At 70.7% G+C, this 16,751-nt stretch carries 12 protein-coding genes; 5 read left to right on the forward strand and 7 right to left on the reverse strand.

Annotated elements, in window-relative coordinates; translation table 11 throughout:
• Positions 1–73: 73 nt before the first annotated feature.
• Together ACZ4TO_RS32560 and ACZ4TO_RS32565 are read right to left on the reverse strand one after the other, a co-directional pair.
• Entirely contained in the window at positions 74–2,467 is a 2,394-nt protein-coding gene (locus ACZ4TO_RS32560; protein WP_468026125.1) for a M4 family metallopeptidase, read from the reverse strand.
• A 311-nt stretch (positions 2,468–2,778) separates the two neighbouring features.
• On the reverse strand, positions 2,779–3,627 hold the full coding sequence (locus tag ACZ4TO_RS32565; RefSeq protein ID WP_468026126.1) for an SMP-30/gluconolactonase/LRE family protein: 849 nt from the start codon (positions 3,625–3,627) through the stop codon (positions 2,779–2,781).
• A 188-nt stretch (positions 3,628–3,815) separates the two neighbouring features.
• Between ACZ4TO_RS32565 and ACZ4TO_RS32570 the strand changes: the two genes are divergently transcribed.
• Together ACZ4TO_RS32570 and ACZ4TO_RS32575 are read left to right on the forward strand one after the other, a co-directional pair.
• On the forward strand, positions 3,816–6,095 hold the full coding sequence (locus ACZ4TO_RS32570) for an MMPL family transporter (RefSeq protein WP_382778813.1): 2,280 nt from the start codon (positions 3,816–3,818) through the stop codon (positions 6,093–6,095).
• Positions 6,096–6,304: 209 nt separating this feature from the next.
• Positions 6,305–6,895 carry a GNAT family N-acetyltransferase gene (locus tag ACZ4TO_RS32575; protein WP_468026127.1) on the forward strand — a complete coding sequence of 197 codons (591 nt, stop codon included), beginning with the start codon at positions 6,305–6,307 and terminating at the stop codon, positions 6,893–6,895.
• Here ACZ4TO_RS32575 and ACZ4TO_RS32580 read toward each other — a convergent pair.
• Complete coding sequence (locus ACZ4TO_RS32580; RefSeq protein WP_382778815.1) at positions 6,856–7,092, reverse strand: DUF6296 family protein; 237 nt, start codon at positions 7,090–7,092, stop codon at positions 6,856–6,858. The genes ACZ4TO_RS32575 and ACZ4TO_RS32580 overlap by 40 nt on opposite strands.
• A 188-nt stretch (positions 7,093–7,280) precedes the next feature.
• Here ACZ4TO_RS32580 and ACZ4TO_RS32585 point away from each other — a divergent pair, with 188 nt between their 5' ends.
• The gene (locus tag ACZ4TO_RS32585; RefSeq protein ID WP_382778816.1) at positions 7,281–10,013 is read left to right on the forward strand and encodes a SpoIIE family protein phosphatase; all 2,733 of its coding nucleotides are present in this window, start codon (positions 7,281–7,283) and stop codon (positions 10,011–10,013) included.
• A 39-nt stretch (positions 10,014–10,052) separates the two neighbouring features.
• Here ACZ4TO_RS32585 and ACZ4TO_RS32590 read toward each other — a convergent pair whose 3' ends face one another.
• Entirely contained in the window at positions 10,053–11,693 is a 1,641-nt protein-coding gene (locus tag ACZ4TO_RS32590) for an MFS transporter (protein ID WP_468026128.1), read from the reverse strand.
• 402 nt (positions 11,694–12,095) lie between these two features.
• On the opposite strand from ACZ4TO_RS32590, the gene ACZ4TO_RS32595 reads away from it, so the two are divergent.
• Both ACZ4TO_RS32595 and ACZ4TO_RS32600 read left to right on the forward strand, forming a co-directional pair.
• The gene (locus ACZ4TO_RS32595; RefSeq protein ID WP_468026129.1) at positions 12,096–13,595 is read left to right on the forward strand and encodes an MFS transporter; all 1,500 of its coding nucleotides are present in this window, start codon (positions 12,096–12,098) and stop codon (positions 13,593–13,595) included.
• Positions 13,596–13,653: 58 nt separating this feature from the next.
• Positions 13,654–13,878 carry a cold-shock protein gene (locus ACZ4TO_RS32600; protein WP_382778819.1) on the forward strand — a complete coding sequence of 75 codons (225 nt, stop codon included), beginning with the start codon at positions 13,654–13,656 and terminating at the stop codon, positions 13,876–13,878.
• A gap of 164 nt (positions 13,879–14,042) precedes the next feature.
• Here the strand turns inward: ACZ4TO_RS32600 and ACZ4TO_RS32605 are convergent, their stop codons facing one another.
• From ACZ4TO_RS32605 to ACZ4TO_RS32615, 3 genes are all read right to left on the reverse strand, one after another.
• The gene (locus tag ACZ4TO_RS32605; RefSeq protein WP_382778820.1) at positions 14,043–14,651 is read right to left on the reverse strand and encodes a hypothetical protein; all 609 of its coding nucleotides are present in this window, start codon (positions 14,649–14,651) and stop codon (positions 14,043–14,045) included.
• 492 nt (positions 14,652–15,143) lie between these two features.
• Complete coding sequence (locus ACZ4TO_RS32610) at positions 15,144–16,004, reverse strand: ABC transporter permease (RefSeq protein ID WP_382778821.1); 861 nt, start codon at positions 16,002–16,004, stop codon at positions 15,144–15,146.
• Positions 15,964–16,743 carry an ABC transporter ATP-binding protein gene (locus tag ACZ4TO_RS32615; RefSeq protein ID WP_382778902.1) on the reverse strand — a complete coding sequence of 260 codons (780 nt, stop codon included), beginning with the start codon at positions 16,741–16,743 and terminating at the stop codon, positions 15,964–15,966. The genes ACZ4TO_RS32610 and ACZ4TO_RS32615 overlap by 41 nt, the downstream gene beginning before the upstream one ends.
• Positions 16,744–16,751 lie beyond the last annotated feature (8 nt).

Raw genomic sequence — 16,751 nt, forward strand, 5'->3', positions numbered from 1 at the left:
ACGGAACGCGACGTGGGTCGTCCTCACGGAGGACCCACGTCGCGGCCGATGCGGAGATGTCAGGTGTCGCTGGTCAGCTCGTCGTCACGGCGGTGTCGTCCACGACGAAGCTCGTCTGGAGCGAGGAGTCCTCGACACCGCTGAACTTGAGGCTCACCGTGGTGCCGGCGAACGAGGACAGGTCGAACGTCTTCTGCGTGTAGCCGGTGGCCTTGTTCAGGTTGGAGTAGGTCGCCAGCGTGGTCGAACCGGCGGTGACCGTCAGCTTGTCGTACTGCGAGCTGGTGGTGGTCTCCGCGGTGTCGATGTGCAGCCAGAAGGTGAACGAGGCCTTGCAGCCGCTGGGGATGGTCACCGACTGGGAGAGCGTGTCGGTGTGGGTGGAGCCGTAGCCGTCCAGCCAGGCCTTGTACGAGCCGCCGTGGGCCGCCTCACCGGAGTCGGTGGTGATGACTCCGCTGCTCGCGGTCCAGGTGGTGGCACCGGACTCGAAGCCGGGGTTGCCGAGCAACTGCGTCGAGGTGCAGGTGCCGCCGCCACCGGAGGAGCTGACGGTCCAGGTGAAGGACGCGGTGCCGGTCGCCCCGGTGCTGTCCGTGACGGTCACCGTGGTGCTGTAGGTGCCGGCGGTGGTCGGGGTCCCGGTGATCGCGCCGGTGGAGCTGTTGATCGACAGCCCGGTGGGCAGACCGCTGGCGGAGTACGTCAGGGCGCCGCTGTTGGTGCTGCTGGCCGCGATCTGCAGGCTCACCGCGGTGCCCACGGTGGAGGACTGGCTGCCCGGGTTGGTGACGGTCACACCGCTGGTCGGCGGGGTGACGTGACCGCCGACGGCGATGCCCGCGAAGGCGTTCGCCACACCCGCGTACTGGGTGGAGCTCGCGCCGTACAGCGCGGTCGCGGCGTTCAGCGCGGCGGTGCGGGCGCCCGCGTAGTTGGTGGTCGACGTCATGTACGTCGTCAGCGCCTTGTACCAGATCTGCAGCGCGGCGGCGCGGCCGATGCCCGCGACGGCGACACCGTCGGAGGTCGAGCTGTTGTACGTGACGCCGTTGATGGTCTTGGAGCCGCTGCCCTCGGAGAGCAGGTAGAACATGTGGTTCGCCGGGCCCGAGGAGTAGTGGACGTCCAGGTTGCCGACGCCGGAGTACCAGGAGTCGGCGGAGGAACCGTCCTTGGACGGCTTGTCCATGTAACGCAGCGGGGTGCCGTCGCCGTTGATGTTGATCTTCTCGCCGATGAGGTAGTCGCCCACGTCGGTCGAGTTGTTGGCGTAGAACTCCACGCCGGTGCCGAAGATGTCGGAGGTGGCCTCGTTGAGGCCGCCGGACTCACCGGTGTAGTTCAGGCCCGCGGTGTTGGAGGTGACGCCGTGGCTCATCTCGTGGCCCGCGACGTCGAGCGAGGTCAGCGCGTGGGTGCTGCTGGTGCCGTCGCCGTAGGTCATGCAGAAGCAGCTGTCGTCCCAGAAGGCGTTGACGTACGCCGTGCTGTAGTGGACGCGCGAGTAGGCGGCGACACCGTTGTTCTTGATGCCGCTGCGCCCGAAGGTGTTCTTGTAGAAGTCCCAGGTCATCTGGGCGCCGTAGGCGGCGTCCGCGCCGGCGGTCTGGGTGTTGGAACCCGCGCCGGTGCCCCAGACGTCGTCGGCGTCGGTCATCAGCGTGCCGGTGCCGGACGTGCCGTTGTTCAGCGAGTACGTCTTGTGGCCACCGCGGGTGGAGTCCGTGAGCTGGTACGTCGACCCCGACAGCGTGGTGTTGAGGGTGACCGTGCCGCTGTACTGGGTGTTGCCGGTGCCGGTCTGGATGCCCTCGTACCGGGTGATCTCCTTGCCGGTGGTGGCATCCGTGATGACGTGCAGCTTGCTCGGCGTGCCGTCGTCCTGGACACCGGTGACCACGGTCTCCCAGGCGAGCCGGGGGGTGCCGGTACCGGCCCAGATCACCTTGCGGGCGCTGTCCGTGGCGGGCTTCTCGGCCTTCAGCGCCTTGGCCGTCTTCAGGGCCTGGGCTCCGGCGGTCGCCTTGGTCACGGCCGGGGTGGTGCTCGCGACCTTGATGGTGTGCTTGTTGGCGAAAGTCGTGCTCACCGTGCCGGTGGCCTGCGAGGCCGGCGGGGTGTGGACCACGAGGTCGCCGCCGAGCACCGGGAGACCGGCGTAGGTGCGCTCGTAACGGGTGTGCAGGGTGCCGTCGTTGTCCTTGACGACGTCCTTGACGACCAGCTTCTCCTTCGAGCCGAGACCGAGCGTGCCGGCGGTCGCGGTGGTCTGCTTCGATGCCTTCGTCAGCAGCGCCAGGTGCTGGGCCGGGGTGAGCTTTGCCTCAAGTCCCCCCGTGCGGAGGGGGGTTGTGTGGGGGGCGGGCTTGGCGACTGCCGGGACCGTCTGCACACCGACGGCCAGGAACGCGGCGGTGGCCACCAGGGCCCCGGCCGCAGTCGCCTGACGGGGGAAACGTCTCACTCGTACTCCTACGCCTTCGGCCGCGGTCGGCGGCCGGTGACAGACCGGACAGACGGGATGTGCTGTCCGGGAAGCGCTGAGCAGGGCGCGCGGGAACGCGGCTGTGGGCGGGCCATGGACGACCTGTCCCACAGGTGTGGGAAGGATTGCACTTTTGACCTAGCCATGACATGGCGTTGCCGGCGATCGAGGGTTATCCCTACGCCCCCGCGCCGAAACCCCCGCCGACCACGGCTTCTGACGGAACGGCAGCTCGCGCCAGGTGGTGACAGCCTTGGCGCATCACCCGGCCGGGCCGGGCGGAAACCGCGTCAGGGCCGGCCCGCTCCCGGCACCTCGACGCGGACGGCGAGGACCCGGCCGGAGCCGGGCTCAACGAGCGCCGACTCCGTCATGCCTCGCCAGACGGCGGCCACGACGAACAGCGTCCTCCTGTCCTGGCCGCCCAGTACACAGGCGAAGCCACCCCGGTCGAGGTCCACCCGGTCCAGTACGGCGCCTCCCTCGGCGACGCGCACACAGCACCGGCCCGGCACGTCGGCGTACCAGACGGCGTCGGCCGCGTCGCAACAGATGCCGTCCGGGGTGCCCTCCCCCAGGTCGGCCCACACCCGGCGGCCCGACAGCGCGCCGCCCGGGCCGATGTCGAAGGCGAGCAGGGCGTGCCGGTAGGAGTCGGCGACGATCAGGGTCGAGCCGTCGGGGGGCACGGCCATCCCGTTGGGGAACGCGATGTCGTCCGCCACCTCGCGCACCGAACCGTCCGGGGTGACCAGCGAGACCGAGCCCGGCGCGAAGGCCTCGCCCGCCATCGGGTCGAACCCCGCCCTGTTGACGTAGGTGTTCCCGCGGTCGTCGACCACGATGTCGTTCCAGCCGGGCCGGCCCAGGTCCGCGTACGTGGCCAGGGAGCCGTCGGGCTCCCGCCGGAGCAGCAGGCCCTCCGCCGAGGAGACGATCAGCAGGCCCTGGTCGGGGTGCCGGTCGGTGCACAGCGGCAGCGACGCCACCCGCGCGACCACCTCGACGCGACCGTCGGCCGGATCGAGGGCGAGGACCTCGCCCGCGGTCCAGTCGGAGAAGTACAGCCGGCCCCCGTGCCAGCGCGGCGACTCGACCAGCCCACGTCCGTCGAGCAGCGTCCGGATCCCGTCCATCATCGTCACAGCCTTCGCTCAGCACCGGCCCGGCACCGGTGTCCCACTTCCAGAACGAACGGGCACCGGCCGGATCGACAGATCGGGGCCGGCGGCGGGCGCGGGGAGGCCGCGCCGCTCGGCGGGCCGCGATGATCGTCACATCGTTTAATGACGGAGTCGGAGGAGTCGTCTGCGAGCAGGAGCTGCCCATGTCGGCGACACAAGCCCCTTCAGCCGGCGGGCCCAGCAGGCCCGGGGTGCTGCAGCGGCTGGGCGAGTGGTGCGCCCGCCATTTCGTGATCGTCATCGTGGCGTGGCTCGTCGCGCTCGGTGTGCTCCAAGGGCTCAACCACTCGTTCGGCGGACAGTACTCGGACAACTTCCAACTCCCCGGGGTGCAGTCCACCGAGGGGCTGGACGTCCTCAAGGAGCACGACCCGGCGGCGGGCGGCTACAGCAGCCAGATCGTGCTGCGCGACACCCAGAAGCCGCTGACCGACCTCAGCTCCCAGATGAGCCAGACCGTCAGCTCCCTGGAGAAGCTTCCGCACGTGCTGTCGGCGCAGAACCCGCTGCCGCCGCCCGGCTCCCAGCCGCCCTCGGGCCAGTCCCAGCAGCCGAACGTCGGGCCGCTGTCCAGCGACGGGAAGACCGGCTACATCACGGTCCGTTTCGATGTGCAGCCCTCGACCCTCGGCGACGACTACCTCCACGGCGTCGACAGCGCCGTCCAGCCGCTGCGGTCCGCGGGAGTCGACGTCGAGTACGGCGGGCCCCTGGGCGAACTGGCCCGGCCCGCGGCGAACGACAAGATCAGCGAACTGATCGGGTTCGGGGTGGCGATCGTCGTCCTGCTCGTCGGGTTCGGCAGCGTCATCGGGGCGGTTCTGCCGCTGGTGACCGCCCTGGTCAGCGTCGTGGGCGGGCTGGCCATCCTCGGCCTGCTGGCCGCAGCGACCTCCTTCGCGACGGTGTCACCGACGCTCGCCACCATGATCGGCCTGGGCGTCGGTATCGACTACGCCCTGTTCCTGAGCACCCGGCACCGGCAGAACCTCATCAACGGGCTCGACCCGGTGCGGGCGGCGGGCCGGGCCACCACCACCAGCGGGCGGGCGGTCCTGGTCTCGGGCTGCACCGTCATCATCGCCCTGGCAGGCCTGTCGGTCTCCGGCGTCTCGTTCATCAGCAAACTCGGCCTCGCGGCGGCCGTCACGGTCGTCTCGGCGGTGGCCGGCGCGCTGACGCTCGTACCCGCCCTGCTCGGGCTCATCGGCAAGCGCATCGACCGCTACCACGTGCGCACGCCGATCGCGGAGACGAACGCCGAACCCGGCGCGCCCGTCACCGGCACCTGGCACCGCTACGCGCTGCGCGTCGAGCGGCGCCCCTGGCAGTTCCTGACCGGCGGCCTGCTCACGGTCCTCATCCTGGCCATCCCCGTGTTCACGATCCAGCTCGGGCACATCGGTGACGGTGCCGACCCCACGTCCTTCACCGACAGGCGGGCGTTCGACATCATGTCGGACTCCTTCGGGCCCGGCTCCAACGGCCCGCTGACGGTCGTCATCGACCAGACGGACGTGCCGTCGGACAAGCGTTCCGCGCTGGCGTCACAGGCGCAGAAGACGGTCAGCGGGGTCTCGGGGGCGGCCGTGGTCACCCCGCTGACGGCCACGCAGGACGGGGACGTGCTGGTGGGCACCGTCTACTCCAAGGTGTCCCCGCAGAACAAGGACACCACGAACCTGACGAACCGCCTGGTCGACGACACCCTGCCGAAGGCCGTGTCCGGGTACGACGCCAAGGGCTACGTCACGGGCACGACGGCGGCCCAGGTCGACTTCCGCAACATCGTCGCGAGCCGGCTGCCCCTCATCATCCTCGTGGTGGTCGCGCTGGCCTTCATCATCATCCTGATCGTCTTCCGCGGACTGCTCGTCGCGCTCAAGGCGGCGATCCTCAACGTGCTCTCCATCGCCGCCTCGTACGGTGTCGTCGTGGCCGTCTTCCAGTGGGGCTGGGGCGGCCCGGCGCTCGGGGTCTCGGGCAAGGTGCCCATCGAGAGCTATGTGCCGATGATGATGTTCGCGATCATCTTCGGGCTCAGCATGGACTACGAGATCTTCCTGCTGTCGCGGGTCCACGAGTTCTGGCTGCGCACCGGGGACGCGAAGGCGAGTGTCGCGCACGCCCTGGAGATCACCGCGCGCGTGATCACCTGTGCCGCGCTGATCATGATGAGCGTCTTCGCCGCGTTCATCCTGAGCGACAACATCGTCGTCAAGATGCTCGGCCTCGGCCTGGCCGTGAGCGTGCTGATCGACGCGACGGTCGTACGGCTCCTGATGGTCCCGGCGGTGATGACGCTGCTCGGCGCCCGCGCCTGGTGGACACCGCGCTGGCTGGACCGGATGCTCCCGCACATCGACCCCGAGGGCGACGACGTCGCGGTTCCGGCTCCCGGCGGCCCACCCGCCGGCGGCTGAGGACCGCGCCGCGCCGGCCGGCGGCCGAGAACCCGGCCGCGCCGGCGGGCGGCTCAATCCCCTACGCGCCCCGCGGACGCGGGGCGCGCGCCGGTTCCCCACCCGCCGCGGGGCGGTCCCGATCCCACCCCGCCCCGCCCCGCCCCGCCCCGCCCCGCGGCCGAGGAAATCCGAGTGCCCCGGACGCCAGTCGTCCCTAGCATGACCGGATGCCCCGCATCGAACGCCTCCGCCCCGACCACGCGGCCGCGCTGCTCGCCTTCGAGCGGGAGAACCGCGCGTACTTCGCCGCCACGATCCCCGACCGCGGCGACGCCTTCTTCGACCGGTTCGACACCCTCCTGGGCGAGCGTCTGGCCGAACAGGCCACGGGCCTCGTCCAGTTCCACCTCGTGGTGGACGATGCCGGCGCGGTGCTCGCCCGCGTCAACCTGATCGACCTGGAGCACGGTTCGGCCGACCTCGGCTACCGCGTCGCCGAGCGGGCCACGGGGCGGGGACTCGCCACCGCCGCTGTCCGGGAGATGTGCGCCCTGGCCGCGAGCGCGTACGGCCTGAGCACCCTGCGCGCCCGCACGACCGCCGACAACGGGGCGTCCCGGACGGTCCTGGCCCGCAACGGATTCCTCGTCACCGGCGAGGTCGAGCTGAACGGACGTCCGGGACTTCGCTTCTCACGGGAGCTCGCCGAAGCCGGACCCACCGGCCCCGTCGGGTTCCCGGCCGCCGGGGCCGTGCTCGGGGCCGGTCGCGCGGCCCGTCAGGACAGTGGTTCGGCGGCCGGGTTGATCGGCGACTGATAGGCGCCGCTGGCCAGCATGCGGACCTCACCGGCCGGGCTGATCTCGGCGCGGAGGATGCCGGTGTGATCGCTGTACACCGGGTTGCCGCCCGGTCCCTTGGCGGTCGTCCGCTCGACGACCACCTCGTCCGTCACCATGCGGGCGTCCGGTCCGGGATGGGTGAAGGTCAGCCGGTAGCGGTCCACAGTCTTCATCAAAGCCCTCCGCGCCGAAGCGACAAATTCAGGTAATAGGGACTATGTCTCCATCATGCGTCCCCACACGCACACGCCGCTTCGCCGGCGCCCTGCCGCCCGCCGGCCGACGGCACGCCTCACGGGGCACTCGATCACGGTGTGTGACGCCCCTCGCCACGGGACGCCGGGCAGTGTAGACATAGCTCATGGTCGGACTATTGGGTCGAACCCGGGCTCAGTCGACCCGCCGCCCCAGTACAGCGCGCCCCGAGCGCGGGCGACACGACGGCAAGCACGGGAACGGCCCGTCCAGCGGGCTACGCTCCGCCATCGGCGGGCGCAGTGTCGCCGGACAGGTGTTCGTCCTGCAAGTGGTGATCGTGCTGCTCCTGGTCGTCGCCGCGGTGGTCGCACTGGTACTCCAGGTGCGGCATGACACGACGCAGGAGGCCCGCAACCGCTCGCTCGCCGTCGCGGAGACCTTCGCCAACGCGCCCGGCACCCGCGCCGCCCTCGCCGCCCCCGACCCCACGGCCGTGCTGCAGCCCCGCGCCGAGGCCGCCCGCAAGGCGTCGAACGTGGACTTCATCGTCGTGATGAACACGGACGCGATCCGCTACACCCACCCCAAGCCCGACCGGATCGGCAAGAAGTTCATCGGGACCACCGCACCGGTCCTGGCGGGCCACTCCGTCGTCGAGCAGGTCAACGGGACGCTCGGACCGCTGGTGCAGGCCACCGTCCCCGTCGAGGCGCCCGGCGGAGAGGTCGTCGGCATGGTGTCCGCCGGCATCACCACGAAGAACGTGGGCGGCGCCGCCGACCATCAGCTCCCGCTCCTGCTGGGCGCCGCCGCCGCCGCGCTCGCCCTGGCGACCGCGAGCACCGCGCTGGTGAGCCGACGCCTGCTGCGCCAGACGCACGGCCTCGGCCCGTACGAGATGACCCGGATGTACGAGCACCACGACGCCGTGCTGCACTCCGTCCGGGAAGGAGTGATCATCGTCGGCGCGGAGGGGCAGTTGCTCCTGGCCAACGACGAGGCGAACCGCCTGCTCGACCTGCCCCCGGACGCCGAGGGACAGCACGTCCAGCGGCTCGGCCTCGACGCGGGCACCGCCGAACTGCTGGCCTCCGGCCGCGTCGCCACCGACGAGGTCCATCTCGTCGGGGACCAGCTCCTGGCCGTCAACCAGCGGCCCACCCACCTGCGGGGCGGACCGGCCGGCAGCGTCGCCACCCTCCGCGACTCCACGGAACTACGCGCGCTCTCCGGCCGGGCCGAGATCGCCCGCGAACGGCTCAAACTCCTCTACGACGCCGGCGTGCGCATCGGCACGAGCCTGGACGTCACCAGGACGGCCGAGGAACTGACGGCGGTCGCGGTCCCCCGGTTCGCGGACTTCGTGACCGTCGACCTGGCCGACGCGGTACTGAACGGACAGGAGCCGGACGCGGGCACCGGGCTGCGCCGCACCGCCGCGGGCGGCATCCGCGAGGACGCGCCGCTCTATCCGGTCGGCGAGCACATCGGCTTCGTACCGTCGACCCCGCAGGCCCACAGCCTGCGCACCGGAGAGGCCGTGGTCGAGCCCGATCTCGGCGGTGCCCCGGGCTGGCTGGCCCAGGACCCGCGGCGCACCGCACGCGTCGTCGACTACGGAATCCACTCCCTCATCACCGTCCCCCTGCGGGTCGGCCCGCTGGTGATGGGCGTGGTCAACTTCTGGCGCTCCGAGAAGCCCGACCCCTTCGACGCGGACGATCTCGCCCTCGCCGAGGAACTGGTCGCCCGCGCCGCGGTCTCCATCGACAACGCGCGCCGCTACACGCGCGAGCACACGATGGCCGTGACCCTCCAGCGCAGCCTCCTGCCGCGCACCCTGCCCCACCAGAGCGCCCTCGACCTCGCCTACCGCTATCTGCCGGCCCAGGCCGGGGTCGGCGGCGACTGGTTCGACGTGCTGCCGCTGCCCGGGGCCCGGGTCGCGGTCGTCGTCGGCGACGTGGTCGGCCACGGGCTGCTGGCCGCCGCGACGATGGGCCGGCTGCGTACGGCGGTCCACAACTTCTCCGCCCTCGACCTGCCGCCCGACGAACTCCTCGGACTGCTGGACGAGCTGGTCGGCCGGATCGACCAGGACGAGCTCCCCGAGGACAGCAGAGCCGCCGTCACCGGCGCCACCTGCGTGTACGCGGTGTACGACCCGACGACGCGGCGCTGTACCGTCGCCCGCGCCGGACACCCGCCGCCCGCGGTCATCCACCCGGACGGCAGCGTCGAGTTCCCCGACGTGCCGGCCGGGCCGCCGCTCGGCCTGGGCGGTCTCCCGTTCGAGACGGCCGAGCTGGAACTGGCGGAGGGCAGCCGGCTCGTGCTGTACACCGACGGTCTGGTCGAGGACCGGAAACGGGACATCGACGTCGGGCTCGACATGCTGCGCACGGCGCTGACGGGAGCCGACCGCTCGCCGGAGGACACCTGCCAGCGAGCCCTGGACGCCCTGCTGCCGGACCGGCCGAGCGACGACATCGCCCTGATCGTGGCGCGTACCAACGCCCTCGATCCCGACCGGATCGCCTCCTGGGAGGTGCCGTCCGAACCGGCCGCCGTGGGCGGGATGCGTGCCTCGGTCAGCCGGCAACTGGCGCACTGGGGCCTCGACGAGCTGGCGTTCACCACGGAGCTGATCCTCAGCGAGCTGGTGACCAACGCGATCCGCTACGGCAACGGGCCGATCAGGGTCCGCATGCTGCTGGACCGGGCGCTGATCTGCGAGGTCTTCGACGGCAGCAACACCTCGCCCCACCTGCGGTACGCGGCGACGACGGACGAGGGCGGACGGGGCCTGTTCCTGGTCGCCCAGCTCACCGACCGCTGGGGAACGCGGTACACGCCGGAGGGCAAGGTCATCTGGGCGGAGCAGCCGCTGCCCTGAGGATTCCGCCGGGTCCGGATCGGCCGGGGCGGACCTGGATCAGCCGGGGGCGGACGGTCCGCCGTCCCGGGTGTCCGACTCCCCCGCCGGGGTCGCTCCGGCCGAGGCACCCTCTCCGTCGCCGGCCCCGTCCCCGGACGTCATCGCGGCGGCCCCTCCCTGGAGCCGCTCCAGGTCGGACGGGCGCACCTGGATGACGAGCACGGCGACCAGGGCGGCGACGACCGCGAAGGCGGCGGCGGCGACGAACGCTCCCGAGATGCCCGACGTCAGCACCTGGCTGCTCCAGGGCGCCGGAAGCTGTCCCGTCCTGCGGAACTGCAGTTGCTGCGCCGGGGTCGCGGTCTGCAGGAACTTCGCGACCTGGTCGGTGGCCTCGTTGCGGCTCGCCGTGCCGAAGACCGTGACCAGTACGGACAGACCGAGGGAACCGCCGACCTGCTGGGTGGCGTTGAGGATGCCGGAGGCGGCGCCCGTCTCCTTGGGCTCGACTCCCGACACCGCCATCAGCGTCAGCGAGACGAACTGCAGACCCATGCCGAAGCCGAACACCAGGGTGGGTCCGAGGATGCTGCCGAGGTAGGTGCTGTTGACGTCGGTCAGCGTCAGCCAGCCGAGGCCCAGCGCGGCCAGGATCGCGCCGACGGCCATGAAGGGTTTGGGACCCCATCGGGGCAGGAAGTTGGACGCCACGCCCGCGCCGATCGCGATGATCACACTCACCGGCAGGAAGGCGAAGCCGGCCTTGAGCGGGCTGAAGCCGAGGATGTTCTGCACGAAGAGGGTGAGGAAGAAGAACATCCCGAAGATGGCGGCGGACAGGCTGAGCATCATCGCGTAGACGCCCGAGCGGTTGCGGTCGCGGAACATCCACAGGGGCGTGATGGGCTGTCTCGACCGGCGTTCGACGGCGATGAAAGAGATCAGGAACACGAGCGCGGCGCCGAAGGCCCCGAGGGTGAGGGGATCGCTCCAGCCCTCCTCCGAGGCCCGGATGAAGCCGTAGACCAGCAACACCATGCCGAGGGTGGAGGTGAGGGCGCCGAGGAGGTCGAAGTGGCCCGGATGCCGCTCGGATTCCCTGATGTAGCGGGGTGTCGCGAGCACGATCAGCAGACCGATGGGGACGTTCACGAAGAAGACCCAGCGCCAGTCGAGCCACTCGACCAGGATGCCTCCCGCGAGCAGCCCGATCGCGCTGCCGCCCGCGGAGACGGCGGCGAACACGCCGAACGCCCGGTTGCGCTCGGGGCCTTCACGGAAGGTGGTGGTGATCAGCGACAGGGCCGTGGGCGAGGCGATGGCACCGCCGACACCCTGCAGAGCGCGGGCCGCGAGCAACTGCCAGGAGTCCTGGGAGAGTCCGCCGAGCAGCGACGCGAACACGAAGAGCAGCACGCCGAAGATGAACATCCGGCGTCTGCCGAGGATGTCGCCGGAGCGTCCGCCGAGCAGCAGCAGACCACCGAAGGTCAGCGTGTAGGCGTTGATCACCCAGGACAGGTTCTCGGTCGAGAAGCCGAGCGAGGTCTGGATGTGCGGCAGCGCGATGTTCACGATGGTGATGTCGAGGACCACCATGAGCTGACACGAGGCGATGACGAGGAGTGCGATACCGCTGCCTCGTCCCCGCTGCGGGGATTCGGCAGACTCGGAGGATGTCACGTGATCGGCCGTCATCGGGGAAGGCCCTGCATCTCGGGTCGGCGGTGAACATGGTTGCTCACTCCATCGACGTTAAGCCTGCCCGCCCGGCCTCACCAATCGATCAACGACCGGCCCCCGGATCGCCGTCCTCCCTGGCCGGCGGCCTCGGCGGCGACGACGCGAACAGGGCACCGAGGGGTGTGGCGGAGTCGATACGACGTGGTCGAGCGGCCGGTGCGCGGGGATGCCGGGCAACAGGTCGCACGGAGCGTCGACTTGGCGGCCGAGCGGTTCGACCGGGCCCACGGCTCCGCCGGATGCCGGGCTGATACGGAGCCAGACCCCTTGCGCGAGCGCCGTGCCGGACGCGACGCCGCCGCTCGCCGGGCCGTGTATCCGGGTGCGGTGCGCCATCGCGCGTGTGAGCCTGCCGGTGTGGATGTCCAGGCGGGCGAGGCGGAACCCGGAAGCGCAGGCCGGTCGGCGCCGGCGGCTGTGCTGATCGCGACGTGCGTCTCGACCCTGGTCGTCAACGCGAACACCTCGGCGGTGAGCATCCTGCTGCCGGCGATCAGCGACGACACCGGCGCGTCGTTGGACGTCCTGCAGTGGGCGGTCACCGGGTATTCGCTGGTGGGAGCCGCGGTGATCGTCACCTCGGGGGCCCTCGGCGACGTGTTCGGACGACGTCTGGTCTTTCTCGGCGGCCTGGCGCTGTTCATCGCCTCGTGCGTGCTCATCGCGCTGTCCGGCAGCGGTGTCGGGGTGATCGCGGGCCGGGCGATCCAGGGGGCGGCGGGGGCGACGATCCTGGCCTGCGGGATGAGCCTGTTGTCCGTGTCCACCTCGGGAGAGGGACAGGTGCGGGCGGTGACGCTCTGGGGTGGTGCTTCAGCGGTGGGCGCGGCGGCCGGGCCGTTGCTCGGCGGTGTCCTGGTGGACGGCACGGGATGGCAGGGCTTGTTCTGGATCGATGCCGGCATCGCGCTGGCCTGCGTGCCGGTCACCCTGAAGGGTGTCGCCGAATCCCGCGATCCGGATCGCAGCCGCTCGATCGACTTCGCGGGAACCGTCCTGATCGCCGTCGCGCTCGCCCCGGCACTGCTCGCACTCAGCGAGGGGGCCACCTGGGGCTGGACTTCGGCCGCGGTGCTCGGATGCTTCGCGCTGGCGGCGGTGTCGTGCGTGGCGTTCGTCGCGGTGGAGCGGCGGGTCGAGGCGCCGCTGGTCGACCTGCGGCTGCTGAGGAATCGCGTCCTGATCGGGGCGACGGTCGGGATCCTGCTGAGCGCGGGTGTCATCAACGGTCTGATGTACCTGGTCAGTCTCTACTTCCAGAACCCCGCCACGCTCGCGCTGAGCCCTTTCGAGGCGGGCCTGGCCACGCTGCCCGCGACGGTCGGTCTGATCGCGGTCACGCCGCTCGTGCCCCGGATGGTCCAGCGGCTGGGCGTCGGTCCCGTGATCGCCGTCGGCTTCGCGGCGGCGACGGCCGGGTGCGCGCTGCTGTCCTTCGTCGAGGGCGACTGGCGGTACGCGGCCTTCGTCCTGCCGCTCGTGCTCCTGGCCGCGGGTCTGGGGCTCGTCAACGGTCCGGCGAGCTCGGCGTCGACCTCGTCGGTGTCCGCCGACGACGTCGGTGCCGCGTCGGGCATCTCGAACATGGCGCGCTACATCGGCGCTGCCGCGTTCACGGCGGCGGTGGCGACGGTCAACGCGACGGTGGGCGAGTCCCGGCGGTCGGGAGGGGACGGGGCGGCGGACGCGTTGGCGGCGGGCCTGTCCAGCGCGTGCGCGCTGCTCGCGATCGCGTCCGGGGTGGGCCTGCTCCTGTCGGTTCTGGCGATCCGTGCCCGCCGGCGCCGGGTCGGACCGGGCGCCTACGGCGCGGCCGCGGCGTCGCACGCGCTCACCGTCCCCGTCGAGGACCGGTGAGCGCGCGAACGTCCGAGGCCACCTCGCCGGCATGGAGGAAGCCCGTAGGGTGCCACCCATGGTTACCGCGAAGGTCCGTGAGTGGCGTGACGAGGAAGGGTGGGGCGTGCTCGACTCCCCCGAGACTCCCGGCGGCTGTTTCGGCCATTACTCCGACATCCAGGCACCCGGCTTCCGCACGCTGTCGCCCGGCCAGGAGGTGGAGCTCGTGTGGGAGGCCCCCGGCTTCAAGCAGGACGGGTACGACTACCGCGCGGTGAGCATCGTGCCCCGGTCCGCCTGACTCCCGTGAGTTGACGTCGGCCGGGCCGGGACCCTCGCGCTCACCTGGCCAGGCGCCCCGGCAGTGACGACGCCGACAGGACGCCCGAGGGCCGCAGCTACGGCCGATGTACCTCAAGACCGTTCTCTCAGGCCGAGACCGAGAGGTGACGCCGCCTCAGATCCTCAGATGGTCGGGGTGTCGTCAACAATCGGCCTGTGAATCTCGACGACCGGCTTCCACCCGTCGGAGAACTCGATGAAGTCCGCGCGGGTGGGGTAGGTGTCGATCGCGCGACGGTCACGCTTGGGGCTGTCGCTTCCCTTGCGCCCCCGGGGAATCTGCTCCTCGAAGATGTCGACCTTCACGTCGGGAACCTCCTTGAGGCCCTGGCGCCAGATCTGCACGATGTCGGCGCCGAACGCCTGCCGGGCCGCGGCATAAAGGGCCGTGAGGGCCCCCTTGTCCCCACCGGGGACGAAAAGTGCCAGGTCCAGCACGACACCGGCGGACTGGAGAACCTCAATGGTCACCGAGCTGTTCTCGTCGGCCAAGTAGATTCCGGGTTCATTCTCGTCGTCGGGAAGGCAGGAGACCTCTTCCTGGAATACGGTTCGCGCCGTGATCGAGCCGCCCTCGAAATGCTCACCGGACTTGGTCAGAAAAGCAGGGACATAGCAGTCGGGAAGCTTGAGTTCTGCCGTATCGGCGGAAATGAAGAGCCTGTCCTTCACGCCGAGCTTCGTCACCTCTTCCAGCGAGAGGCGGCGAGCGGCAATCTTCTCCGTGTTCACGATTTCCCTTTCAGGTTGCACTGTCCCTCCGAACCAGGACGCTACCACGAAACCCCGAGGTCAACTGCCCAGCAATCTCTGGGTAAATGACCTCCGACGACCTGCACGGGAGGATACCGAAGCGAGTGCCACTCGGTCGGGAACTCGCATCCGCCAGGCAGTAACCCTCGTCATCGCGTTGGGGATCAACCGGCCGTTGCATTGGGGCGCGTCGGGTAGCGCGGAGGAACCAAAAGAGAGTTTATGGAAGATATCACCCATATCGACTTCGGGGAGGTGGCGGCGAGTAAGGCGATCCATTCGTCGTGCATCTCGAAGAGGGCAGCGGAAACCGACCGGGGTGGTCGGCTCACGCCGGATTGCTGACGACTGGCCGACGCGGGCGTGGTGTTGCAAAGGGCCCGGGAGGCACGACAGCTTGCGATCCACCTGACCCGGCCGTTGCTGGCGCCCTCGGCCGGCGCCCCCTGGGCGGGAGCCCGGATCGCCGTCTCACCTGGCCAGGCGGCCCAGCAGTGACGACGCCGACAGGACGCCGAGGGCCGCGGCCACGGCCAGGACGCCGTAGTCGAGCGGCAGGTGCGCGGGGGTGCCGAGCAACAGGCCGCGCAGGGCGTCGACTTGGTAGCTGAGCGGGTTGACCAGACTGACGGCCTGGAGCCAGCCGGGCATGACCGCCACCGGGTAGAGGGCGTTGGAGCCGAAGAACAGCGGCATGGTGATGGCCTGTCCGATGCCCATCAGCCGGTCCCGGGTGAGCACGATGCCCGCGATCGTCATCGACAGGCAGGAGAAGAACGCCGAACCGAGCACGACGGCGACGGCCACTCCGAACAGCCGCAGCGGGTTCCAGGTCATCGCCACCCCGAGCAGCGCGGCGATGACGACGACCACCACGGCCTGGATCAGGGCCTTCACCCCGGCCGCGAACGCCTTGCCGGTGATGAGCGCGGAGCGGGGTGTGGGCGTGACCAGGAGTTTGGTGAGGATCCCCGCGTCCCGCTCCCAGATGATCATGATGCCGTAGAAGATGGCGATGAACATGGCGGACTGGGCGATGATGCCGGGCGCCAGATAGTCGAGGTAGGGGATTCCGCCGGTCGGGATCGCGTGGATCCGGGTGAAGGTCTCGCCGAAGATCAGCAGCCACAGGGCCGGCTGGATCGCCCGGGTGTACAGCTCGGTGCGGTCGTGGCGGAGTTTCTGGAGCTCCACCGCGCACATCGCGGCGACCCGGGCGGGCAGCACGCGCCAGCCCGTACGCGCCCGCGGCGGGGTCACGAGCAGGTCGAGGTTCCCGGGGCGGACGCGTTCAGCCGACGCGGGAAGCGGTACGGCGGGTGCTTCGGACATCGCTGAAGTCTCCTGATCGGTCGTCGAGTCCACTGCCGGCGACGTCGCGGAAGACGTCTTCGAGCGTGGGAGGTTCGGCGTCGCCGGTGATGCCGCGGCGCTCGCCGAGGCCCGCCCTGAGCTGCCGCGGGGTGCCGAGCGCGCGGACGCGTCCGCGGTGCATCAGCGCGACGCGGTCGCAGTACTGGTCGGCCTCGTCCATGTAGTGGGTCGTCACGAGGACGGTCATCCCGGTGGCGGCCCGTACGGCGTTGATGTGCTCCCACACGCTGGTACGGGCGATCGGGTCGAGGCCGATGGTCGGCTCGTCCAGGATCAGCAGGCGCGGTGCGCTGACCAGCGCCTGGGCGAGTTCGAGGCGGCGGACCATGCCCCCGGAGTACGTCTTGGCGAGCCGGTCGGCCACGTCGGCGAGGCCGACCGCTTCGAGCGCCTGGGCGACACGGGCCGCCCGTTCACGCCGGGACACGTCGAAGACGCGGGCGAACAGGGAGACGTTCTCGCGCCCGGTGAGTCCGGAGTCGGCGGACAGTTGCTGCGGGACGTAGCCCAACAGGCGTCGTACGGCCATGCGTTCACGGGTGGCGTCGTGCCCGAAGACACGGACCTTCCCGGCCGGGACCGGCAGCAGGGTGGTGATGCACCGGAGCGCCGTCGTCTTGCCGGCGCCGTTCGGCCCGAGCAGTCCGAACACCTCACCGTCACGGACGGCGAGGTCGAGACCGTCGACGGCGGTCATCTCGCCGA

The organism is Streptomyces sp. NPDC028298 (assembly GCF_055565895.1).